A 22068-nucleotide genomic window follows, 5' to 3' on the forward strand; every position below is an offset into this window, starting at 1 on the left:
GTGTTTGGGCAATTCGGACTGGCGATACAGCCCCGCGCCACGGTATAGTGTCGGGACATACATGCTCAGGCTTGTGCGGCAGCGTCAAGGGGACAACCCCAACAAGGCGACCGGACGGGTGAGTGCCGCAGAGACGGTGCACGGGCTGCCGAGGCAGGATGAAAGACGAGAGGCAAGAACAGATGGGCGGATTTATCGGTGGAATGATCGCCGGCGCGGTCGTTGTGTTGGTTCTGGGCGCAGTGCTTTCCCTGAACACGCCACTTGGCAGCAAACCGGATATTCAGACAGCGGCGCCAGCCGCGGTGGAAGCCGATCTGCCCAAGGCGGATACGGAAGTGCAGGGCGCTGGTCCGGATTCCGATCTTGTCGAAATCGCACCACGAGCGTTGGAGGCGCTGGACGATACGGCGGATGGGGCCACTGGACTGGATGGCATTCAGGCCGAGCCGGATGATCGTCCGCAGGTCGGTGACACCCTGGCAGGCCTGAACGACCCGGGTGCGGGAGACGCCGCGTCGGTCGATGTGACGACCGACGCGCCAGCCGCGCCCCCGGCGCCCGGACCGGTTCCGTCGAGCCCGGACGAGGAGGTCCAGCCCGTCACCGTGGACGCGACACCGCCGGCCGCACCACAGCCCCCGGCGCAAGAGGTCACGACCGTCGAGCCAGAGACCGCCGAACCAGAGACTGCGGCAAATGCGGAACCCGAGGCGACCCCGGCGCCGGAAACAGCCGCGCTGCCGTCGACACCTGAGCCGGATCAACCGACCGGAACCGGCGACAGCCCGATCGCGGTCGAGGGGGACGAAGACACGCAGCCCCGCAAACGGGCCCGGATCGCGGCCTTGCCCCAGATCGGCGGCGAACAGGCAACGGCCTCATCTTCGATTGCCGGCAAACGCGTGATCCCGCTGACCGAACGCGATGATGCCCCGGCCGATCAGCCGGCAGAGGGTGAGGGCATGCCCGGTAAGCCGATCGATGCTTATGCCGCCGCCTTTGACAACCCGGATGCCAAACCGCTGATGTCGATCATCCTGATCGATGACGAAGGTGCGTTCGGGGCTGAGGCGCTGAAGGATTTTCCGTATCCCCTAAGCTTTGCGGTCAGCCCTTCGGATCCGCAAGCGGCGGAGAAGATGAAGCGCTATCGCGAGGCTGGGTTCGAGGTTCTGGCCTTGACCGACCTGCCAAAGGCGGCCAGTGCGCAGGATGCCGAAGTCTCGTTGGCGGTCTGGCTTGAAACCTTGCCTGAAACCGTTGGCCTGCTCGAGGGCGTGAACACCGGGATACAGGGCAACCGCAAGTTGGCCGATCAGGTGGCTGCCATCGCGGCAGGAACGGGCCGTGGGCTGGTCGTGCAGGACAACGGGTTGAACACCGTCCAAAAGCTGGCCGCGCGGAATGGCATTCCATCAAGTGTGGTGTTCCGCGACATCGACGGTGCGCGTCAGGATCCAACGGTCATGCGCCGGTTCCTGGACCAGGCAGCTTTTCGTGCCGGGCAGGAAGGCGCAGTTGTGATGCTGGGCCGATTGCGGCCCGAGACAATTTCGGCGTTGTTGCTCTGGGGGCTTGAGGATCGCGGCAACCGAGTTGCCCTGGCCCCGATCTCGGCGGTGATGAAAAGCCAGATCCAGTAATCAATGCAGAAAAAGAAGAAAAGGCGGCCAGATTGGCCGCCTTTTTTATGAATTCCCGGATCCGGTGAACCGCGCCGCATCCGCCGCGGCTCGCCTGATGGCATTCGATTTGTGCACGGTTTCCATGTATTCGGCCTCGGGGTCGCTGTCATAGACGACACCACCACCGGCCTGGATATACAGTTTCTGGTCCTTCACGATGGCCGTACGCAGCGCAATGCACATGTCCATGTCGCCACCGGCGCTGAAATAGCCGACACCGCCGCCGTAGACACCGCGCTTTTCGGGCTCCAACTCGTCGATGATCTGCATCGCCCGGACCTTCGGTGCACCTGACACTGTGCCCGCCGGCATCCCGGCAAAGAAGGCGTTCAGGGCATCCTTGTCGTCGGCCAACTCGCCCACAACGTTCGACACGATGTGCATCACGTGGCTGTAGCGCTCGATGATGAATTCCTCGGTCGGGCGGACGGTGCCGATTTTGGACACGCGTCCTGTGTCGTTGCGGCCCAGGTCCAGCAGCATGAGGTGCTCGGCCAGTTCCTTTTTGTCGGCCAGCAAATCCAGCTCGTTCGCCTTGTCCTCTTCGGGGGTGGCACCGCGAGGACGTGTTCCGGCGATCGGCCGGATGGTCACTTCGTTGCCGAACACGCGCACGAGTATCTCGGGGCTGGCGCCGATCACCTGGAAGCCACCGAAGTTGAAATAGAACATGAACGGCGACGGATTCGTGCGGCGCAAGGAACGATACAGCGCAAAGGGCGGCAGCGGAAAATCTTGTGTCCAGCGTTGTGCCGGAACCACCTGGAAGATGTCACCAGCCCGGATGTACTCCTTGGCCTTTTCCACGGCTTCCATGTAGCCCGACTTGGTGAAGTTGGATACCGGCGGCGCGATCTCGTGTGCTTCGCCCAGATCTCGAGACTCCGAGGGCATTGCGCGTTCCAGGTCGCGCACCGCGTCCATCACACGCTCGGCCGCCTGTGCGTAGGCGGCCTTGGCTGACTGCCCGTCGCTGGCCCAGGCCGGAGACACAATGGTGACTTCGCCTTTCACGCCGTCCAGGACCGCAACCACCGACGGACGCAGCAGTATCGCATCCGGCAGCCCCAAAGGATCGGGGTTCACATCCGGCAGGTGTTCGACAAGGCGCACCATGTCGTATCCCAGATAACCGAACAGGCCGGCCGCAGCCTGGGGCAGGTCATCGGGCAGGTCGATGCGGCTTTCGGCGAGCAGCGCGCGCAGGTTGTCCATCGGGTTGCCATCTTGCGCGTCGAACGCATCCGCATCAAACCGCGCCGAACGGTTCAATTCCGAGGTTTCGCCCCGACAGCGCCAGATCAGATCCGGCTTCATCCCGATGATCGAATACCGCCCGCGAACTTCGCCTCCGGTCACCGATTCAAGGACGAAGGCGTCCTTCTGGGCGCCCGTCAGCTTGAGCATCAACGAAACCGGTGTGTCCAGATCAGCGGCCAGACGGGTATAAACGACCTGGTTCTGTCCGGCCTCATAGGCGCGGGCAAAGCTGTCGAAATCGGGTGTCAGAGCCATTTTCGTTCCGGTCAGAAGTTGGCCTGAACCGCGTTCAGCGCGCGTTGGTCCAGGGTCGGCCGCGCGCGTGTCTGAGCGTCGCGCACATAGATGTCGAAGATGTTTTGGGCCAGTGCCTGGTTCAGCTGAGCGGCAGCGGCCTCTTGCATCAGGCGCTGTTCGTCGGTTTCCGCAGGCGGAAGAACCTCGTCCAGCCGCACGATGAATGCCGCATCCGGTCCCGCGATCACGCGCAGTTCATTGGGCTCCATCTCAAAGATCTGGGTCATGAAATCGGCCGGAACGTTATCCAGAAACGCGGTACGAGTCAGTGCGTTTTCGACACGGAATGGCAGCCCGGTCGCCGTGAAATCACCGTCGACGGCCAATTGAGTCACGATGCCGTTGGCCTGTTCCTCAAGCGCCTTGGCCGTCTGTTCCTGTACCCATGCGGCGGCGACGCGGTCGCGTGCGGACTCCAGCGGCTCGGGGCGCGGCGGCAGAACCTCATCCAGCCGCAAGGCAAAGATCGAACCATCCTCGAGGAATCCGATTTCCGGGAAATCATCTTCGCGGACGGCCTGCGCAGCCTGGCGGAAGCCGTCATACGCGGCGATGCCGTCGTCGCTTTGACGGGTCCAGTCAATCTTGCCAAGCTCCATTTCCGTTTCGTTGGCCAACTCTTCCAGCGTGGCGCCGCCGGCCAGCATGTCGTTGATGTCTTCGGCCTGGCTCTCAATCAGGCGCCGGGCGCGTTCGCCGGCCAGCTCTGCACGCAGTTCCGGTTCGGCGTCCTCAAAGCTCACGTTCTGTTCGGCCAGCGATCCGTTGACCCGGAACAGGGCCGGACCAAAGACCGAGGGCAGGGGGCCCACGACCTGATCAATCTCTGCGGCAAAAACGGCATCCGCGGCCTCGCCCAGATCTTCGCGGGTCACATCACCCAGATCGACACTGCTCAGTTCAAGTTCGCGCTCGCGTACCAGCTGCTCAAAATCCGCCCCGCCGACTTCCAGCTGTGCCATCGCCGCAGTCGCCTCTTCCTCCGAGGGGTAGACCAGCCGCTCAACCAGACGACGTTCGGCTTGCTGATACTGGTCCTTGCGTTGTTCATACAGACGCTTGAGTGCGTCTTCGTCGATTTCGACCGTATCCTGCAGCATCTCCGGCGACAGAACGGCGTAGGTGATCTTTTTGGTGCGCGGCAGGGTGAACCGATCGGTATTCGCGTCGTAATACGCTTGGATATCGGCCTCTGTCGGCTCGGGGATCGGGGCCGTCAGAGCGTCCGGCGACAGAGTTGCGACGGTAAAGCTGCGGCGAGCGAGAACATAGTCGGCCAAGGCTTTGGTCATGATTGCGGGCATTTCAACACCGTCCATCATCGCGCCTTGGACAATTGTCCGTGCTGTTTCCTTTCGCAGGTCTTCCTCGAACTCGGTTTCGGTCATGCCGATCTGTTCCAGCTGGAAGCGGTAGGCTTCGCGGTCAAAAGATCCGTCAGGGCCCTGAAAGGCCTGAATGCCGACGATTTCCTTCTGCAGGTTGGCATCACCGATCGAAACACCCAGCTGTGCGACCTCGTTGTTCAGGGCTGCCAGCGAAACCAGACGCCCCAAGGCCCGCTGATCCAACCCCAGTTCCCGGGCCTGTGACATCTGCATCGGTTGACCGGTCTGCGCCTCGACTGCGCGGATTTCGCGCTGCAGCTCGCGGACATAGGCATCGACCGAAACGTCCTCATCCCCGACCTGGGCGACTGTGCGAACCGTTCCGCTGAGGTTGACGGCGCCAAAACCGGCAAGACCCAGCATCAGCATGCCCATGAGAATCCAGACGAAGGTTTTGGAGAGTTTGTTAATGCCTGCGGCCATAGTGCCCTCTTGGATCTTGCGGCAGGGTTCTGCCGTGACTGTTGCGGCCCTGAATACGACGCGGGATGCCGGGGGGCAAGCTCAGAAGGACAGGGCCTTCAAGCGGTCGAACAATAACCCGATTCCGGCACGGTCCAGATTGGCGAAAGCAATGCGCACCTGACGTTTCCCGGCGGGGTCGTGGTCGGGCATGAACATGGTGCCCGGCAACAGCAGAATACCGGCCTCGGAGACCAATCTGCGCGCCAGTTCGTCCGACGGCATGTCGAACGGATGTTCGAGATAGGCGAAATAAGCCCCCAGACCCAGCAGCCGCCAACCCTTGTCGGTCAGGCGGGGCATGTTCTCGGTGATTGCGGCGCGGCGATCCAGAATCTCGGCGCGTTCGCCCGCCAGCCACTGCGACAGGTTCCGCATCCCCCACAGCGCCGCGAACTGGCCCATCTGGCCGGGGCAGATGGCGACGGTGTCGAGGAATTTCTCGACCTCGGACAGCAGCGGCGCACCTGTGGCGATCGCGCCCACGCGGTGGCCGGTCAGGCGGTAGGCCTTCGAGAAGGAATAGAGATGCACCAGCGTCCGGTCCCAGTTGGGCTGCTGGAACAGCGCGTGTGGCGGGCCGCTGCGGCTGTCGAAATCACGATAGGTTTCATCGACCAGCAGGCGCAGGCCATGCTGTTGCGCCAGATCATAGAAGGCACGGACCAGATCCGCCGGATATTCGACCCCACCCGGATTGTTGGGTGTGACCAACGCGATCGCGCGTGTGCGCTCGGTGATCAGCGCGCGCGCCTGTTCCGGATCGGGCAGCAGGTCCGACCCGGTCGGCAGATCAACCGTTTTGACACCGGCCATGTCCAACCACATTTTATGGTTGAAATACCATGGCGTTGGCAGGATGACCTCATCCTCTTGATCGGTGATCGCCGAGATGACCGAGGCAAAGGCCTGATTGCAGCCTGAGGTGATGGCTGTCTGATCCGGCCGAACCTCGGCAGCGTAGTGATCGCCAATCTCACGCGCGAGTTCCGCACGAAGATCGGGGTTGCCCAGTACTGGGCCGTAGAGATGTGCGGCGTCCTGATTGATCGCAAAATCGGCCATCGCCTGCCGCAGCGCCAAAGGCGGCGGATCGACCGGCGCCGCCTGGCTGACATTGATCAACGGGCGGTCTTCCGAGAACGTGACCCCCTCGAGCCAACGCCGCGCCTCCATCACCGGAGGGGCGAAGGTGGCGGCGGTGCGGGTCAATGTCATCGGGTGTCCGGTCTTGCTGATTTGTGGTGGATAAGTGGGATCAGTCGGTGCCGCGATAGGGCTCGACATATTGCAGGGCCATGTCCCAAGGGAAGAAGATCCAGGTGTCCTGGCTGACCTCGGTAATATAGGTGTCAACCATCGGGCGGCCCTTGGGCTTGGCATAGACCGTGGCGAAATGAGCCTTGGGGTACATCTTGCGCACCAGTTCCAGTGTCTTGCCGCTGTCGACCAGATCATCGATGATCAGCACGCCCTCACCATCCCCCATCAGATCGGCATCGGGGGCCTTGAGCACCTCGGCCTCGCCACGCTCCTGATGGTGATAGGATTTGACGCTGATGGTATCGACGGTGCGGATGTCCAGCTCTCGGCTGACGATCATCGCCGGTGCCATGCCGCCGCGCGTGATCGCGACGACGGCGCGCCAAGCACCGTCATCGGGGCCCTGACCGTCCAGCCGCCAGGCAAGCGCGCGCGAGTCACGGTGAATCTGGTCCCAGCTGATGTGAAAGCCTTTTTCGTGGGGCAGGCGGTCCTTTGCGCTCATGGTCTTATCCCTTTTCCACATCCGGCGCGTCGACGGCTTTCATGCCGACGATGTGATAGCCCGAGTCAACGTGCAGGTTTTCACCGGTTACGCCGCTGCTGAGGTCGGACAGAAGATAAAGGGCCGATTTGCCCACGTCGTCGATGGTCACGTTGCGGCGCAGGGGCGAGTTGTACTCGTTCCACTTCATGATGTAGCGGAAGTCGCCGATGCCGCTGGCGGCGAGGGTCTTGATCGGCCCGGCCGAGATCGCGTTGATGCGGATGTTGTCTTTGCCCAGGTCCTCGGCCAGGTATTTCACCGACGCCTCGAGCGCGGCCTTGGCCACACCCATGACATTGTAGTGCGGCATGACCTGCTCGGCACCATAATAGGTCAGGGTGATGGCGCTGCCGCCGTCGGTCATCAGCTTCTCGGCGCGTTGCATCACCGCAGTGAAAGAGTAGACCGACACGTCCATCGTCAGCTTGAAGTTCGCGCGCGACGTGTCGACATAGCGGCCGCGAAGTTCGTTCTTGTCGGAGAAACCAATGGCGTGGACGACGAAATCCAGCTTGCCCCACTTCTCTTTCAGTGCCGCGAACAGCTCGTCGATCGACTCTTCGTCGCTGACGTCACAGGGCAGGACGATCTCGCTCCCCAGTTGGGCCGCCAACGGGTCGACCCGTTTTTTCAGTGCATCCCCCTGATAAGAGAAAGCCAGTTCGGCTCCGGCTTCGGACAAGGCGCGGGCGATTCCCCATGCGATTGATTTGTCATTGGCCAGTCCCATGATGAGGCCGCGCTTGCCGGCCATCAACTGATTTGACATGTTCGGTTCTCCGCCTGTCGTCGCGATGTGTTGCGTTGGTTTATGCCATTGATTGCGCTGCATCAAGGCCATGCACTCTTGCCCGGGGCGGGTTCTCGCCGTAGGGTCATGTTCAATTCGTTCCAGGGGATGGACATGAGTGAGCGAAACGGCATCTTTGCCGGTGACGATCCGTTCGTGATCGCGGCCCGTTGGTTGGCCGAGGCCGAAAAGACGGAACCGAACGATCCGAACGCGATTGCCCTGGCGACCGTGGACCCCGATGGTATGCCGAACGCACGGATGGTGTTGCTGAAGGATATCGAGGTGGACTCCTTCGTTTTCTATACCAACTATCACAGTGCCAAGGCCCAAGAGCTGGATTCGGCCGGCAAAGCCGCCTTTGTGATGCACTGGAAATCACTGCGGCGTCAGATCCGGGTTCGTGGTACAATCACCAAAGAAGACGGCCCCTTGGCCGACGAATATTATGCGTCACGCTCGCTGAAAAGCCGGCTGGGTGCCTGGGCATCGCGACAGTCGGAACCTCTGAGCAGCCGGGCTGCTTTGATGGCCGAAGTTGCAAAGGTGACGGCAAAGCTGGGATCCAACCCGCCGCGGCCCGAATTCTGGGGTGGCTACAGGCTGACGCCGGTTGAAATCGAGTTTTGGGCGGATGGTGCCTTTCGGCTGCACGACAGGTTCCGCTGGCGGCGCGACCCGTCCGAGCAAAAGTGGAACGTACAGAGGTTGAATCCATGACGTTCGCGTATCGTGAAATGCAACACCCGGAAATGTCTGAATTTTTTCAGCTTGAATTTGCCCGACGTTTCCATACACATCAGACCCCTAACGACCCTTTGAATCTCGTGATGGGAACACCGTGCCAGAAGACCTGAACAGCATGTACCGCGTTCGTGGACACGTAAAATGGTTTGACCCTGCAAAGGGGTATGGCTTTGTCGTGTCCGACGATGGCGGTCCTGATATCCTGCTGCACGTGAACGTTCTGAGGAACTTCGGGCAAAGCTCGGTCGCGGATGGCGCGGGCATTGAGATCATGACTCACCGCACCGATCGTGGCGTTCAAGCGGTTGAGGTCGTGAGCATTGATCCGCCCGAGCGGGCCGACTCGGTGATGCTGGCGGATTTCGCCGAAATGGATCCCAATGAGATCGCGCATGCGCCGCTCGAGGCCGCGCGGGTCAAGTGGTTCGACAAGAGCAAGGGTTTCGGCTTTGCCAATGTCTTTGGTCGCAGCGAGGACGTGTTTCTGCATATCGAAGTTCTGCGCCGGTCCGGGTTGGCGGATCTCCAACCGGGCGAGGCGCTGGCGATGCGGGTCATCGACGGCAAGCGGGGCCGCATGGCCGCACAAGTGCTTGCGTGGGAATCCGCGCTCAATGACTGAGCGCTGCGCGTGATGCGGATTCTGGCCGGTCTTCTTCTGAGTATTTTTCTGTCACAAGGCGCCTTTGCTGAATGCCGGTCTGACCGGGTGGACCTTCGCAATGACAAGGCACAGGTCCGGTTTCTGGTCGAATTGGCAGTTTCCCCGCAGGAGCGGGCAAAGGGTTTGATGTTCCGCGAAAGCATGCCTCAGGGCGAAGGGATGCTGTTCGTGTTCGATCCGCCCCAGCAGGTCGCATTCTGGATGAAGAACACCTTGATCCCGCTGGACATGATCTTTCTGGATCGCACAGGTTTGGTGACCCGTGTTCATTCCGATGCCGTACCGGGGGATCTGACCCCAATCGAGGGCGGCGATTCGGTCTTTGCGGTTCTTGAGGTGAATGCGGGGCTTGCCGCCCGTTACTCGATCGCACCAGGTACGGCCATGCGCCACGAAATTTTTTCGCAAGGCCCTGCAATCTGGCCCTGTTAGGGCTTTTCAAATCCGAATGACGCCGTTAGGAAGGCGCACGGTCCGGGGCGTGGCGCAGTCTGGTAGCGCACCTGTTTTGGGTACAGGGGGTCGTGAGTTCGAATCTCGCCGCCCCGACCACTTTCCTTACAACGGAGTTCCACCGAAATACCGGTAGAGCCGTGTCAATTCATCATCCAGAACCGAGCTTTCGACGGGAACCTTGATCGTCGCTCCGTCCTTCTGGGGGACCAGGAAAAACAACTCGGCATCGACCCGGTAACCGGCCTGATTGCGGGTCGAAGACATGCGGCGCACCCCTTTGGGCAAGTCCTGCGGGTAACCGTCATAGTTGAGGATCAAGAACGCGGTGGTTTCCGGAGGCAGAGAGGAACGGCACTCGAAACTGCTGCGCTCGGGGCGTGTGAACCGTTCCTCCGGACCTTCGCAGCTGATCTCGAACGTGCTGAATAACTGATCGGGGTATTCGGCGAACTGAGCGCTGCGTGAAGATTGTTCCGGCTCGGGCGTCGCACAAGCGGCCAGCAAGGTAAGGACCGGAAACAAACGGATAATCGAGGTTTTCACGGCGCACTCCGTCATTTGTGTGTCGTGATGCGTCGCGTTGCGCTGCCACGAAGATTGGTGATTCTCCTCACAGTATGGGGCACGGGCGGGCAGGTGACCATTTTCTCGTAACCGGGCCGGGAAAAAAGAAAATCCGATTTGACCGATCTGCACGGTTTTGTGGACAGCGTTGTGGAGGAATCGGCGCGTTGTGCCTTGGCCCATCCTGCGGTTTTGCGGTCAACAGAAAAGTTTTGGTTAGAAGCCAAAAAATGCCGTTGACCAACTATGGGTAGATACGCCAGATTGTATGGGCCGAGTGAGTTGCCACTAAATCTGGTAGGAATAGCCGGAATTGGCATAGGGCGAGGGTCGGAAAGCACTCCAAACTGACGTGCAACCGTGCAAACGGGTTTGCGCTGCCAAAGGCAGCGCCCGGTCCTCTGCGTCCCTGATCGGCGGTCAAGGCGGGCGGCACCCCGCCAGAAAACGGAATTGGTGCCGGACAACCGAATTTGGGCTGATTGATCTAGGGCGGCGGACATGAAGATTGAAAGAACATTTACCAAGGCAGGGCAGGACGCATACGCAGAATTGGACTTCGTGTCCGTCACGTCCGAGATCCGCAATCCGGATGGAACGATCGTGTTCCGCCTTGATAACATCGAGGTCCCCTCTCGGTGGAGCCAGGTCGCCAGCGACGTGATCGCTCAGAAGTATTTCCGCAAGGCCGGCGTTCCCAGCAAACTGAAAAAAGTCCGTGAGAAGGACGTGCCCGAGTTTCTGTGGCGCTCGGTTCCGGCCGACGATGCCGAATTTGGCGGCGAAACGTCTTCGAAGCAGGTGTTTGACCGCCTCGCGGGTGCCTGGGCCTATTGGGGCTGGAAGGGCGGTTACTTCTCGACCGAGGAGGACGCGCGCGCCTATTTCGACGAGATGCGCTATATGCTGGCGACACAGCGTGCCGCGCCGAACAGCCCGCAATGGTTCAACACCGGTCTGCACTGGGCCTATGGGATCGACGGCCCGGCCCAAGGTCACCACTATGTGGACTACAAGACCGGCAAACTGACCAAGTCGAAATCGGCCTATGAACATCCGCAGCCGCATGCGTGCTTCATCCAGTCGGTCGACGATGACCTGGTGAACGAAGGCGGCATCATGGATCTGTGGGTGCGCGAGGCGCGCCTGTTCAAATACGGCTCGGGTACCGGGACCAACTTCAGCCATCTGCGCGCGGAAGGCGAAGCGCTGTCGGGTGGCGGCAAGTCCTCGGGCCTCATGGGCTTTCTCAAGATCGGCGACCGCGCCGCTGGCGCGATCAAATCAGGCGGGACAACCCGTCGAGCAGCAAAGATGGTGATCGTCGATGCAGATCACCCTGACATCGAGCAATTCATCGAATGGAAGGTGATCGAAGAGCAGAAGGTGGCCTCGATCGTTGCTGGATCGAAGATGCACGAGAAGATGCTGAACGGCATTTTCGAGGCCATCCGCGCTTGGGACGGCGCACAGGACGACGCCTATGATCCCAAGAAGAATGACGCGCTGAAAACGGCGATCCGCGAGGCGAAAAAGGTCGCGATACCCGAGACTTACATCAAGCGCGTGCTGGATTACGCCAAGCAGGGCCACGACAGCATCGAGTTCCCGACCTATGACACCGATTGGGACTCTGAGGCCTACAGCTCGGTCTCGGGGCAGAACTCGAACAACTCGATCCGTGTGACCAATGCCTTCCTGAAGGCGGTCGAGAAAGATGCCGATTGGGAGCTGATCAATCGTACCGACGGCAAGGTTGCCCGCACGGTCAAAGCACGCGATCTGTGGGAAAAAGTCGGCCACGCGGCCTGGGCCTGCGCCGATCCGGGCATTCAATTCCACGACACGGTCAACGAATGGCACACTTGCCCCGAAGACGGCGAGATTCGCGGCTCGAACCCGTGCTCGGAATACATGTTCCTGGATGACACGGCCTGCAACCTGGCGTCGATGAACCTGCTGACCTTCCTGAAGGATGGCGAGTTCCAGGCGGCCGACTACATGCACGCGGCCCGTCTTTGGACGCTGACGCTGGAAATCTCGGTGACGATGGCGCAGTTCCCGTCGAAAGAGATCGCGCAGTTGTCTTATGACTTCCGTACGCTGGGTCTGGGATATGCCAACATCGGCGGGCTGCTGATGAACATGGGTTATGGCTACGACTCGGACGAGGGTCGGGCGATCTGTGGCGCACTGACCGCAATCATGACCGGCGTTGCCTACGCCACCTCGGCCGAGATCGCCGGAGAGCTGGGGCCGTTCGCTGGCTACAAGCGCAATGCCGAGCACATGCTGCGTGTCATCCGCAACCACCGTCGCGCTGCCCAGTGTGTGACCGAGGGCTATGAGAAGCTGTCGGTCAAGCCGGTGCCGCTGGATCACGCCAACTGTCCGGACAAACGCCTGATCGATCTGGCCATGAGCGCCTGGGATGAAGCGTTGAGCCTGGGCGAGAAGAACGGCTACCGCAACGCGCAGGCCACGGTGATCGCGCCGACCGGCACGATCGGACTGGTGATGGACTGCGACACCACCGGCATCGAGCCCGACTTTGCGCTGGTCAAGTTCAAGAAGCTGGCCGGGGGCGGCTACTTCAAGATCATCAACCGCTCGGTGCCGTCGGCGCTGGAAAAGCTTGGCTATTCCTCGGCACAGATCGAGGAGATCGTGTCCTACGCAGTCGGGCATGGCACCATCGGCAACGCGCCGGGGATCAACCACACCTCGCTAACCGGTCACGGGTTCGGCCCGAACGAACTGGCCAAGATCGACGCCGCGCTGGAAAGCGCGTTCGACATCCGGTTTGTCTTCAACCAGTGGACGCTGGGCGAGGATTTCTGCACCGGCGTCCTGGGCATCCCGGCCAGCAAGCTGAACGATCCGACCTTTGACATGCTGCGCCATCTGGGTTTCAGCAAGTCGGATATCGACGCGGCCAACGACCATGTCTGCGGCACCATGACCCTGGAAGGGGCCCCGCATCTGAAGCCCGAGCACTATGCAATCTTCGACTGCGCCAACCCCTGCGGCAAGAAGGGCAAGCGGTTCCTCGGTGTTGACAGCCACATCACCATGATGGCTGCGGCGCAAAGCTTCATCTCGGGCGCGATCAGCAAGACGATCAACATGCCCAATGATGCTACGATCGAAGATTGCCAGAAGGCCTACGAGCTGTCCTGGAGCCTGGGCGTCAAGGCCAACGCGCTGTATCGCGACGGGTCCAAGCTCAGCCAGCCGCTGGCAGCGGCGCTGGTCGAGGATGACGACGAAGCGGCTGAAATCCTCGAAAGCGGCTCGATCCAGGAAAAGGCCGTGACCCTGGCCGAGAAGGTCGTCGAAAAGGTGGTGGTCAAAGAGATCATCCGCAGTCACCGCGAAAAACTGCCGCATCGTCGCAAGGGGTATACCCAAAAGGCGATCGTGGGCGGGCACAAAGTCTATCTGCGCACCGGCGAATTCGAAGATGGGCAGCTGGGCGAGATCTTCATCGACATGCACAAGGAAGGCGCTGGCTTCCGTGCGATGATGAACAACTTCGCCATCGCCGTCTCGGTCGGTCTGCAATATGGCGTGCCGCTGGAAGAGTTTGTCGACGCCTTCACCTTCACCAAGTTCGAACCGGCCGGGATGGTTCAGGGCAACGACTCGATCAAGAACGCGACGTCGATCCTCGACTACATCTTCCGCGAACTGGCCGTGTCGTACCTCGATCGCACCGACCTGGCGCATGTGAAACCCGAGGGCGCAACATTCGACGACTTGGGTCGTGGCGAAGAAGAGGGTGTATCGAACGTCTCGGAGATCAGCGACAGCGCGGCTTCGAAATCCTTGGAGGTTCTGAAACAGATCAGTTCGACCGGTTATTTGCGCAAGCGTTTGCCGCAGGACCTGATGATGTTCAACGGTACCGCCGAAGCGACCGGACTGTCCGAAGCGGCCGTGACCTTTGAAACCAAGAGCGAAACCACCGTCGTCACCGAAACGGCCACCGGGATGGATGCCCGGACCAAAGCCAAAATGCAGGGATACGAGGGTGATCCTTGTGGCGAATGCGGAAACTACACGCTGGTGCGCAACGGCACCTGCATGAAATGCAACACCTGCGGGGCAACCAGCGGGTGTAGCTAAGGCAAACGCCCCGCCAGGCGGGGTGTAGGGACCTGGATTTCCCCCCGGACTTCCGGTCCCGACGAATACGGATCAGGGCGTTGAGACTTACCCAAGGTCGCCCTGGTCCACTCGGCCGGCATGCCCGTGCTGGCCGGGAACAGGGTGGGGCGGAATATCGGTCCTTCCCACTCTCTCACGGGGCGGGTGCGCTCGTCCCATGTGCAGTCCAGGCCGCAGGCAAAAAAACACCGGGCGGTCAACGAATTGAGCCTGGACGGCAAAACTGACAGGGGGCTTCGGCCCCCTTTCTTTTTTCGACTCAGTCGGGCTGAGCGGCAGATTGCCGGGAACAGGGGTACGGATGAGGGAAGTTGTGCCGATAGGCCGGCAAGCGGCTTGGCGCAGCGAAAGCTTGCGACTCCAAATGGCCCAAACGGGCAGGGATTGGCGCGAATTGCTGGAAAATCTTTGCGGCCGATGACAGTGCGGCTGAGCAGGTGTTTTGTGTGCCTGTCCGGACAGACTACCACAAACCCCGTATCAGGAGACTGAAAATGAACTCTCAGAAACTGGCCGTTCTGGCCGCAGTTGCCCTCGGGTTCCCTGCGCTTGCATTCGCGCAGAGCTCGGCCGACGCAAATGGCGACGGCGTTCTGACCATCGAAGAGGTTCAGGCCGTTGTGCCCGACATGGATGCCGATGCGTTCTCGCTTTTGGACGCGAATGGTGACGGCGCTTTGGATGAGGCCGAAATCGCAGCCGCGCAAGAAGCTGGTCTGCTGCCGCCCAGCAACGGTTAACAGTTTGAAAAACGAGGCAGCCCAGAGTGATCTGGGCTGCTTTTCAATTGGTTATGCAGGCAAATGAATGTTGAATTTGCTTCTGAGTTCCGCATCCAGCGCCGGATCGAAACGCGCCGGAGACGGAGCGCCAAGGATCTCTTCTTTGCGCGCGGTTGCCTTTTCGACCAGGTCCGGCTTGCCCAGCTCGGCCCATTCCTTGGGCGAGGTCCGGTCGCCAAGCGCCGGATAGACATAGTCGGCCTGCATCCGGCTGAGTGTTGCGTCGGTTCCCAGGTAGTGACCCGGGCCACCGAGACAGACCGACGCGATCTGGTCCAGCGCCAGCGTGTCGTCCGTGACCTCGATCCCACGAACGCATCGCAGGGCCTGACCGATCAGATCGTCACCAAGGATCAGGCTTTCAAAGCAGAAACCCAGCAGCGAAGCGTGCATGCCGGCTGCTTCGTAGACCATGTTCAGGCCGGACAGCCCGGCCATGACGTTGGAACACATCTGCTCCCATCCGGCTTGCATGTCGGGCAGTTTGGAGTCCGACGCACCGGCTGCAGCGCCGCCGGGCAGGTCGTAGAATTTGTGCATCTGGGCGCAACCTGCCGTCAACAGGGCCTGCTCGCCAGACCCGACGCTCATCGCGCCGGTCCTGAGGTCAAGACCAAAAGGCCAAGTGCCAAAAACCGCTGGGGCGCCTGGGCTTACGGCGTTTACATAAACCAGACCTGCCAGGCATTCCGCCGTAGCCTGGACAATCGCACCGGCCACCGTTGACGGGGCCGTGGCACCCGCCATCCCAGCGGATAGCAACAGGACCGGCATCCCCGCCTTGATGCATTCTTCCATCACCTGGCAGCTCTCGGTCGCGAATTTCATCGGAGGCACGACAAAGCAGTTCGAGTTCGAGACGAAGGGCCGTTCACGCCATTTATCCTCGCCGCCAGCGATCATATGCAGCATTTCCATGGCCGGAGCTACATAGCTGGGGTCTGTGAAGGATGTTCCGACATGCTTGTAAGTCCCAGAACAACAAGCATAAATCGTGTTCAGGTCCATCTCGCGGTTGTCGGTGATGTCACGGCAGACCATGGGGCGCTGCACGAAATGGATATTGTCCAGTTGTTCGCAAATCCGCGCGGCATCGTGCAAGTCCTGCACGGTTGAGTCGCGGTAGTTGCGGCCTTGGGCGTCGACCATGCTGACGGCTGCACCGGCGGTTCCATAATGAACGCGACCGCCGGACAGTTCGAGATCGGTTTTGCCGTCGCGGCTGTACAGCGTTACCGACCGGTTGGCGCGGGCGATCGTGTCCTCGACCAGCGTCCGGGGAAAACGGATGCGTCCGTCATCGCCCAGCGTACAGCCGGCATTGACCAGGTAATCGATCCCGCTGGGTGGCGCGTCGGCCAGACCGATGGTTTCGAGCGCATCGAGAGCGGCGGAGTGAATACGCTCCATGTCCTGTTGGCTGAGCGGTTTGTAGGTGCCGCCCTCAAGCCCCGGGCGGACGGGGCGCAGATGTTCGGGCAGGGCCGCGGCACGGGCGGCCCGTCGGGCGGCGCGGCCGCCACTGCGGGACGTTGAGCGGGAGTGGTCGTTCATGGTGAGGATTCCAAATTGAAAGTCAGGTCAAAAGGGGGAAGCTTCAACCCGTCACGGCCGTCCTCGTGCCGCACGCCCCCGATCGGCACCGATGGTGCGGCTGATCAGGCAGATCTTCCAGATATCGTTTGGCATGTGGTCCTCAACTCCTGTGACGAATGGTGTCAGGGTCCGCGCAAGCAATCTGTCCTGTTTGCGACCGATGTCGCTTTTGGCCCCGAAAATTTGGAACTTCGATGAACGCCGCAGGAAATCCTCACGCAAAGGGCGAAATATGTTATGCTTCCATTACTTATTGTTAAGATTTGCGTGACTTGAATTGATCTGACGGCACCAAAGCACATGTTTAATTGAGGTGCACATCACCGCATCTGTTGCAATCGCAAAGGGTGCTGAACAAAAACCGGAGGTCTGCATGAAACTGATCCGCGCCTTGCTGTCGGTCCTGCTGATTCCAGCGGCGCAGGTGGCATTGGCCGAGGATTGGACCGGGCCTTATGCCGGGTTCACCTTCGGTTATACCGACGCGGACGGCCCCGGCGGCAGTGGGGGCAACTCGGGCAGCATCGGCGCGAATATCGGATACGATCTGGATCTGGGCAGCTTCGTCGTCGGGGGTGAGTTGGAATATGACCGGCTGAACCTCGACCTGGGCGCTTCGGAGGGCAGTTTGGACAGCGTATCCCGCGTGAAACTGCGCGGCGGGTACGAGTTCGGGCGCGCTTTGGGCTACGTCGTGGTGGGTGCCGCGCGGGCGAATACTTCGGGCGACAGCGACACGGCGGCCGTCTACGGGATCGGCGTAGCCTATCCTCTGGGCGACCGGCTGATCATCAGTGGCGAAGCCTTGCGGCAGAATTTCAACGATGTCACGCGGTCGCGCGGCGATCTGGATACCAACACCTTCAATCTGCGCACGACCTTCCGGTTCTGAACAAAACCCGTCTCGGTCACTCGGCCGCCGTCTGGCTCGCCAACCGGGCGGCGAAATCGCATAGGGTCTGAAGGGCGGCGGCGAACCGGTCATCGTCAATGGTCATGGCCACGCGCACATGTCCAGCGGCGGCTTGGCCGAAGCTTTCTCCGGGCATGACCGCGATGGCGTGGGTGTCCAGCAGCGCATTGGCGAAGTCTTCGCCGCTTTGCCCCGTCGCGCGGATGTCCAGCATCAGATACATCGCGCCTTGAGCCGGGATCAGGCCCACCGTGTTCTGTCGGGCCAGAACCTGCATCGCCAGGGCGCGGCGGCGGCGGAAGGGGGCCGCGACCTCTTCCTCCAGTTCGTCCCCGGCGGTCAGCGCAAAGCTGGCAGCGCCCTGAATGAATCCCGGAACCCCGTAGGTGGTGTGCGTGGCAAGGTTGATCAGATGTTCGATGGCCTCTTCGGGGCCAACGATCCAGCCACAGCGCGACCCGGTCATGGCGTGGGATTTCGACATCGAGCCCACGACCAGGGTGCGGTCGGCCATACCGGGCAGGGCGCGGGGCGACAGGTGTGCGCCGTCCCAGACCTGCGTGTCATAGACCTCGTCCGAAATCAGCCAGATGTCGCGTTCGCGGCACAGATCGGCGATCTCGGTCAGGGTCTCGCGGGAATAAACGACCCCGGTCGGGTTGTTCGGCGTGTTGATCAGCAATGATGCGGCACCCTCGGCCTGTTCCGTGATCAAGGCTGCGTCGGGCTGAAAGGCATCCTCGGCCCGGGTCTGAACCGCGCGCGCGATCGCGCCGGCTCCGCGGATCGTGCCGGGATAGGTCGCGTAGAATGGATCGAGATAGAGACCCACATCGCCCGGGTCGCACGCTGCCATATGTGCGGCGAACAGTGCGGCTTGTCCGCCCGGGGTGATCAGCACGTTGTGGCGCGTGGTGGGAACGCCCGTGCGGGTCTGCACCCGCGCGGCTACGGTATCGCGCAGCAGATCCGTGCCCGGCACCATGGCGTATCCGGTATGGCCCGCGCGCGCCGACCGGTCCATCTCGGCCAGGATCGAGGGGCGGGTGCGGATGTCATGCTCGCCGATGGTCAGTTCGGTCACGGCTTGGCCTTCGGCAATCATGCGGCGCGCGCGATAGAACACGTCCCACCCGTCCGAACCGCCTCCGGTCAGATGCGTGATGCGGTGCGAAAGTTTCATGGCGCGCCTCCGTTGCAGCAAGTCCGCCGAATGGGTCAGAGCCGCGATGATTTGTCAATCAGCTTCCCCCGCCGGCAATAGAAGTCTTGGCGCGCGGGACCGGGCGTGTTATGCGATGGGCCATGAACCGGAAGACCTGCATCATTATCTGCTGCATTCCCTGCTGAACTTTCACGCGGGCCGGTTTCTTTCGTTTTCTTCCCTGAGACAAGTTGCTAAGCCCGCGTCAACGCGCACGCTATTGCTGTATCCAGGAGCCAGACGCATGACGACGATCAAACTGCACAACACGCGGACCCGGACGAAGGAAGATTTCGTTCCGTTCGATCCCGACAACGTGCGGATGTATGTCTGTGGTCCCACCGTGTATGACCGGGCGCATCTGGGCAATGCACGGCCCGTGGTGGTGTTTGACGTGCTGTACCGTCTGCTGCGTCACGTCTACGGGCCCGCGCATGTGACCTATGTGCGCAACTTCACAGACGTCGATGACAAGATCAACGCGACGGCCCTGGCGCGCAAGCGGGCCGGGGCCGAAGGAACGCTCGAGCAGTTGGTGCAGGAGCGGTCGGACGAGACGATCGGCTGGTACCTGCATGACATGGGCGCGCTGGGGGCGCTGGAGCCCGACCAGATGCCGCGGGCCACGCGGTATATCGACCAGATGATCGCCATGATCGAGGACCTGATCGCCAAGGGGCACGCCTATGAGGCCGAGGGGCATGTTCTGTTCGCGGTGGACAGCTGGCGCGACGAGTATGGCAAGCTGTCAGGCCGTTCGGTCGACGACATGATCGCAGGAGCGCGGGTCGAGGTGGCGCCCTATAAGAAGAACCCGATGGATTTCGTGCTGTGGAAGCCTTCGGACGATGAACTGCCCGGTTGGGAGTCGCCCTGGGGCCGGGGGCGTCCGGGCTGGCACATCGAATGCTCGGCCATGAGCTATGAGTTGCTGGGCGAGAGTTTCGACATCCATGGCGGCGGCAATGACCTGATGTTCCCGCACCACGAAAACGAGATTGCCCAGAGCAAATGCGCCCATCCGCACGGCGAATTTGCGCGCTATTGGCTGCATAACGAGATGCTGCAGGTCGAAGGCAAGAAGATGTCCAAATCACTGGGCAATTTCTTCACCGTGCATGACCTGCTGGATCAGGGCGTGCCGGGCGAGGTGATCCGGTTCGTCTTCCTGCAGACCCACTATCGCAAGCCGATGGACTGGACCGAGAAGAAGGCGCGCGAGGCCGAGGCCACGTTGCGCAAGTGGCGGGCGCTGACTGCGGGCATCGAGCCCGCACCCAGCGCGGCGCCCGAGGTGATCGAGGCGCTTGCCGATGACCTCAACACGGCGGGCGCCCTGGCCGAGCTGCATCGGCTGGCCTCGGACGGCGACGCCGCGACCTTGCTGGCCAGTGCGCGGGTCCTGGGCCTGTTGGAGCCTGACATGGGGGCCTGGGCCGAAACCGACGACGTGGATCTGTCGGCCCATGCCGACCGGCTGGCCCGTGTTCGGGCCGAGGCGATGCAGACCAAGGATTTCTCGGAAGTGGATCGGTTGAAGGCCGTCTATCTGGCGGCTGGTCTGGAAGTGCGGATGAGCAAGGACGGGGTCGAACTGGTGCCCGGCGCGGGTTTTGACGCCAGCAGGCTGGAGGCCGTGGAATGAGCAAAGAGCGCCTGTACCTCTATGACACCACGCTGCGCGACGGGCAGCAGACGCAGGGCGTTCAGTTCTCGACCGCCGAAAAGGTCCAGATCGCGCAGGCGCTGGATGCTTTGGGGGTGGACTATATCGAAGGCGGCTGGCCCGGCGCGAACCCCACCGACAGCGCGTTTTTTGACGCCGCGCCCAAGACGCGCGCGCGCCTGACCGCCTTTGGCATGACCAAGCGGGCCGGGCGCTCGGCCGAGAATGACGACGTGCTGGCCGCCGTCATGAACGCCGGCACGCGGGCGGTCTGTCTGGTGGGCAAGTCACATGACTATCACGTGACCGACGCGCTGGGGATCTCGCTTGAGGAGAATGTCGAGAACGTCCGCGCCTCGGTCGCGCATATCGTCGCGCAGGGGCGCGAGGCGCTGTTCGATGCCGAGCATTTCTTTGACGGCTACAAGGACAACCCCGCCTATGCCACACAGGTCTGCCAGGCGGCGCTAGAGGCCGGTGCCCGCTGGGTGGTGTTGTGCGACACCAATGGCGGCGCGCTGCCGGCCGAAGTGGGGCGGATCGTGTCCGAGCTGATCGCGGCGGGTTTTCCCGGCGACCGGCTGGGGATCCACACCCACAACGACACCGAAAATGCCGTGGCCTGTTCCCTGGCGGCCGTGGATGCCGGCGCACGCCAGATCCAAGGCACATTGAACGGGTTGGGTGAGCGGTGCGGCAACGCCAACCTGACCGCGCTGATCCCGACGCTTTTGTTGAAGGAACCCTATGCCTCGGCCTTCGAGATCGGGGTCAGCCGCGACGCGCTGACCGGTCTGACCCGCATCAGCCGCATGCTGGACGACATCCTGAACCGGGTGCCCAGCAAACAGGCGGCCTATGTCGGGGCCTCGGCCTTTGCGCACAAGGCGGGGCTGCATGCCAGCGCGATCCTCAAGGACCCCTCGACCTATGAACATGTCGATCCGGCCACCGTGGGCAATGCGCGGATCATTCCGATGTCGAACCAGGCGGGCCAGTCGAACTTGCGCAAACGCCTGACCGAGGCCGGGTTGCAGGTCGAGCCGGGAGATCCGGCGCTGGGGCGCATCCTGGAGCGGATCAAGGCGCGCGAAGCCGAGGGGTATTCCTATGACACCGCGCAGGCCAGTTTCGAGCTGCTGGCCCGCGATGAACTGGGCCAGCTGCCGCAATTCTTCGAGGTCAAGCGCTACAAGGTCACGGTCGAGCGGCGCAAGAACAAGTACAACCAGATGGTCAGCCTGTCCGAGGCGGTCGTCGTGGTGAAGGTGGATGGTGAGAAGAAGCTGTCGGTCAGTGAGTCGATGGACGAGATCGGCAGCGACCGTGGCCCGGTGAACGCGCTGGCCAAGGCGTTGGCCAAGGATTTGGGGCAATACTCGCCTATTCTGGACGATATGCACCTGGTGGACTTCAAGGTGCGCATCACCCAGGGCGGGACCGAAGCCGTGACCCGCGTCATCATCGACAGCGAAGACGGGCAGGGGCGGCGCTGGTCCACGGTGGGGGTCAGCGCGAACATCGTCGATGCCTCGTTCGAGGCGCTGCTGGAAGCGATCCAGTGGAAGCTGGTACGCGACTGCAGCCCGCAATCGGTGGTGGCCGAGTGAG

The 22068-nt window shown here is 61.7% G+C and carries 17 protein-coding genes and 1 tRNA gene; 10 read left to right on the forward strand and 8 right to left on the reverse strand.

Annotated elements, in window-relative coordinates; all coding sequences use genetic code 11:
• The first annotated feature begins 182 nt into the window (after positions 1-182).
• The gene (locus ACR0NB_RS04205; protein WP_170510997.1) at positions 183-1646 is read left to right on the forward strand and encodes a divergent polysaccharide deacetylase family protein; all 1464 of its coding nucleotides are present in this window, start codon (positions 183-185) and stop codon (positions 1644-1646) included.
• A gap of 45 nt (positions 1647-1691) precedes the next feature.
• Here the strand turns inward: ACR0NB_RS04205 and trpE are convergent, their stop codons facing one another.
• The 5 genes from trpE to fabI all read right to left on the reverse strand — a co-directional run bounded on the left by trpE (position 1692) and on the right by fabI (position 7674).
• On the reverse strand, positions 1692-3203 hold the full coding sequence (trpE, locus tag ACR0NB_RS04210) for an anthranilate synthase component I (RefSeq protein ID WP_480775018.1): 1512 nt from the start codon (positions 3201-3203) through the stop codon (positions 1692-1694).
• Positions 3204-3214: 11 nt separating this feature from the next.
• Positions 3215-5056: a peptidyl-prolyl cis-trans isomerase gene (locus ACR0NB_RS04215; RefSeq protein WP_480775019.1), complete on the reverse strand. Its 1842-nt coding sequence runs from the start codon at positions 5054-5056 to the stop codon at positions 3215-3217.
• Positions 5057-5137: 81 nt separating this feature from the next.
• Positions 5138-6313, reverse strand: a complete 1176-nt coding sequence (locus ACR0NB_RS04220) for an aminotransferase (RefSeq protein ID WP_480775020.1) — start codon at positions 6311-6313, stop codon at positions 5138-5140.
• 40 nt (positions 6314-6353) lie between these two features.
• Positions 6354-6863 (reverse strand): xanthine phosphoribosyltransferase, encoded by a 510-nt coding sequence (gpt, locus tag ACR0NB_RS04225; protein WP_093962173.1) that lies wholly within the window; start codon positions 6861-6863, stop codon positions 6354-6356.
• A 4-nt stretch (positions 6864-6867) separates the two neighbouring features.
• Positions 6868-7674 carry an enoyl-ACP reductase FabI gene (fabI, locus tag ACR0NB_RS04230; RefSeq protein ID WP_170370522.1) on the reverse strand — a complete coding sequence of 269 codons (807 nt, stop codon included), beginning with the start codon at positions 7672-7674 and terminating at the stop codon, positions 6868-6870.
• 135 nt (positions 7675-7809) lie between these two features.
• Between fabI and pdxH the strand changes: the two genes are divergently transcribed.
• The 4 genes from pdxH (at position 7810) to ACR0NB_RS04250 (ending at position 9658) form a co-directional block, all read left to right on the forward strand.
• Entirely contained in the window at positions 7810-8415 is a 606-nt protein-coding gene (gene pdxH / locus ACR0NB_RS04235) for a pyridoxamine 5'-phosphate oxidase (RefSeq protein WP_480775021.1), read from the forward strand.
• A gap of 121 nt (positions 8416-8536) precedes the next feature.
• Positions 8537-9064 carry a cold-shock protein gene (locus tag ACR0NB_RS04240; RefSeq protein WP_093962172.1) on the forward strand — a complete coding sequence of 176 codons (528 nt, stop codon included), beginning with the start codon at positions 8537-8539 and terminating at the stop codon, positions 9062-9064.
• 12 nt (positions 9065-9076) lie between these two features.
• Positions 9077-9538, forward strand: a complete 462-nt coding sequence (locus ACR0NB_RS04245) for a DUF192 domain-containing protein (RefSeq protein WP_480775621.1) — start codon at positions 9077-9079, stop codon at positions 9536-9538.
• Positions 9539-9581: 43 nt separating this feature from the next.
• Positions 9582-9658 (forward strand) — tRNA-Pro (locus tag ACR0NB_RS04250).
• Between the two features lie 6 nt (positions 9659-9664).
• Here ACR0NB_RS04250 and ACR0NB_RS04255 read toward each other — a convergent pair.
• A complete protein-coding gene (locus ACR0NB_RS04255; RefSeq protein WP_093962170.1) occupies positions 9665-10105 on the reverse strand; it encodes a hypothetical protein in 441 nt (146 codons plus the stop codon).
• 522 nt (positions 10106-10627) lie between these two features.
• On the opposite strand from ACR0NB_RS04255, the gene ACR0NB_RS04260 reads away from it, so the two are divergent.
• Together ACR0NB_RS04260 and ACR0NB_RS04265 are read left to right on the forward strand one after the other, a co-directional pair.
• Positions 10628-14254: a vitamin B12-dependent ribonucleotide reductase gene (locus ACR0NB_RS04260; protein WP_480775022.1), complete on the forward strand. Its 3627-nt coding sequence runs from the start codon at positions 10628-10630 to the stop codon at positions 14252-14254.
• A gap of 536 nt (positions 14255-14790) precedes the next feature.
• On the forward strand, positions 14791-15036 hold the full coding sequence (locus tag ACR0NB_RS04265; protein WP_093962168.1) for an EF-hand domain-containing protein: 246 nt from the start codon (positions 14791-14793) through the stop codon (positions 15034-15036).
• Between the two features lie 51 nt (positions 15037-15087).
• Here the strand turns inward: ACR0NB_RS04265 and ACR0NB_RS04270 are convergent, their stop codons facing one another.
• Positions 15088-16632: a trimethylamine methyltransferase family protein gene (locus tag ACR0NB_RS04270; RefSeq protein ID WP_480775023.1), complete on the reverse strand. Its 1545-nt coding sequence runs from the start codon at positions 16630-16632 to the stop codon at positions 15088-15090.
• A 415-nt stretch (positions 16633-17047) separates the two neighbouring features.
• On the opposite strand from ACR0NB_RS04270, the gene ACR0NB_RS04275 reads away from it, so the two are divergent.
• Positions 17048-17566 carry an outer membrane protein gene (locus tag ACR0NB_RS04275; protein ID WP_170367167.1) on the forward strand — a complete coding sequence of 173 codons (519 nt, stop codon included), beginning with the start codon at positions 17048-17050 and terminating at the stop codon, positions 17564-17566.
• 16 nt (positions 17567-17582) lie between these two features.
• Here ACR0NB_RS04275 and ACR0NB_RS04280 read toward each other — a convergent pair whose 3' ends face one another.
• Positions 17583-18770 (reverse strand): pyridoxal phosphate-dependent aminotransferase, encoded by a 1188-nt coding sequence (locus ACR0NB_RS04280; protein WP_480775024.1) that lies wholly within the window; start codon positions 18768-18770, stop codon positions 17583-17585.
• Between the two features lie 265 nt (positions 18771-19035).
• Between ACR0NB_RS04280 and cysS the strand changes: the two genes are divergently transcribed.
• Together cysS and cimA are read left to right on the forward strand one after the other, a co-directional pair.
• Positions 19036-20436, forward strand: a complete 1401-nt coding sequence (gene cysS / locus ACR0NB_RS04285) for a cysteine--tRNA ligase (RefSeq protein ID WP_480775025.1) — start codon at positions 19036-19038, stop codon at positions 20434-20436.
• Positions 20433-22067 carry a citramalate synthase gene (gene cimA, locus ACR0NB_RS04290; protein ID WP_480775026.1) on the forward strand — a complete coding sequence of 545 codons (1635 nt, stop codon included), beginning with the start codon at positions 20433-20435 and terminating at the stop codon, positions 22065-22067. The genes cysS and cimA overlap by 4 nt, the downstream gene beginning before the upstream one ends.
• Position 22068: the final 1 nt, after the last annotated feature.

This window comes from Ruegeria sp. CG3 (genome assembly GCF_056537205.1).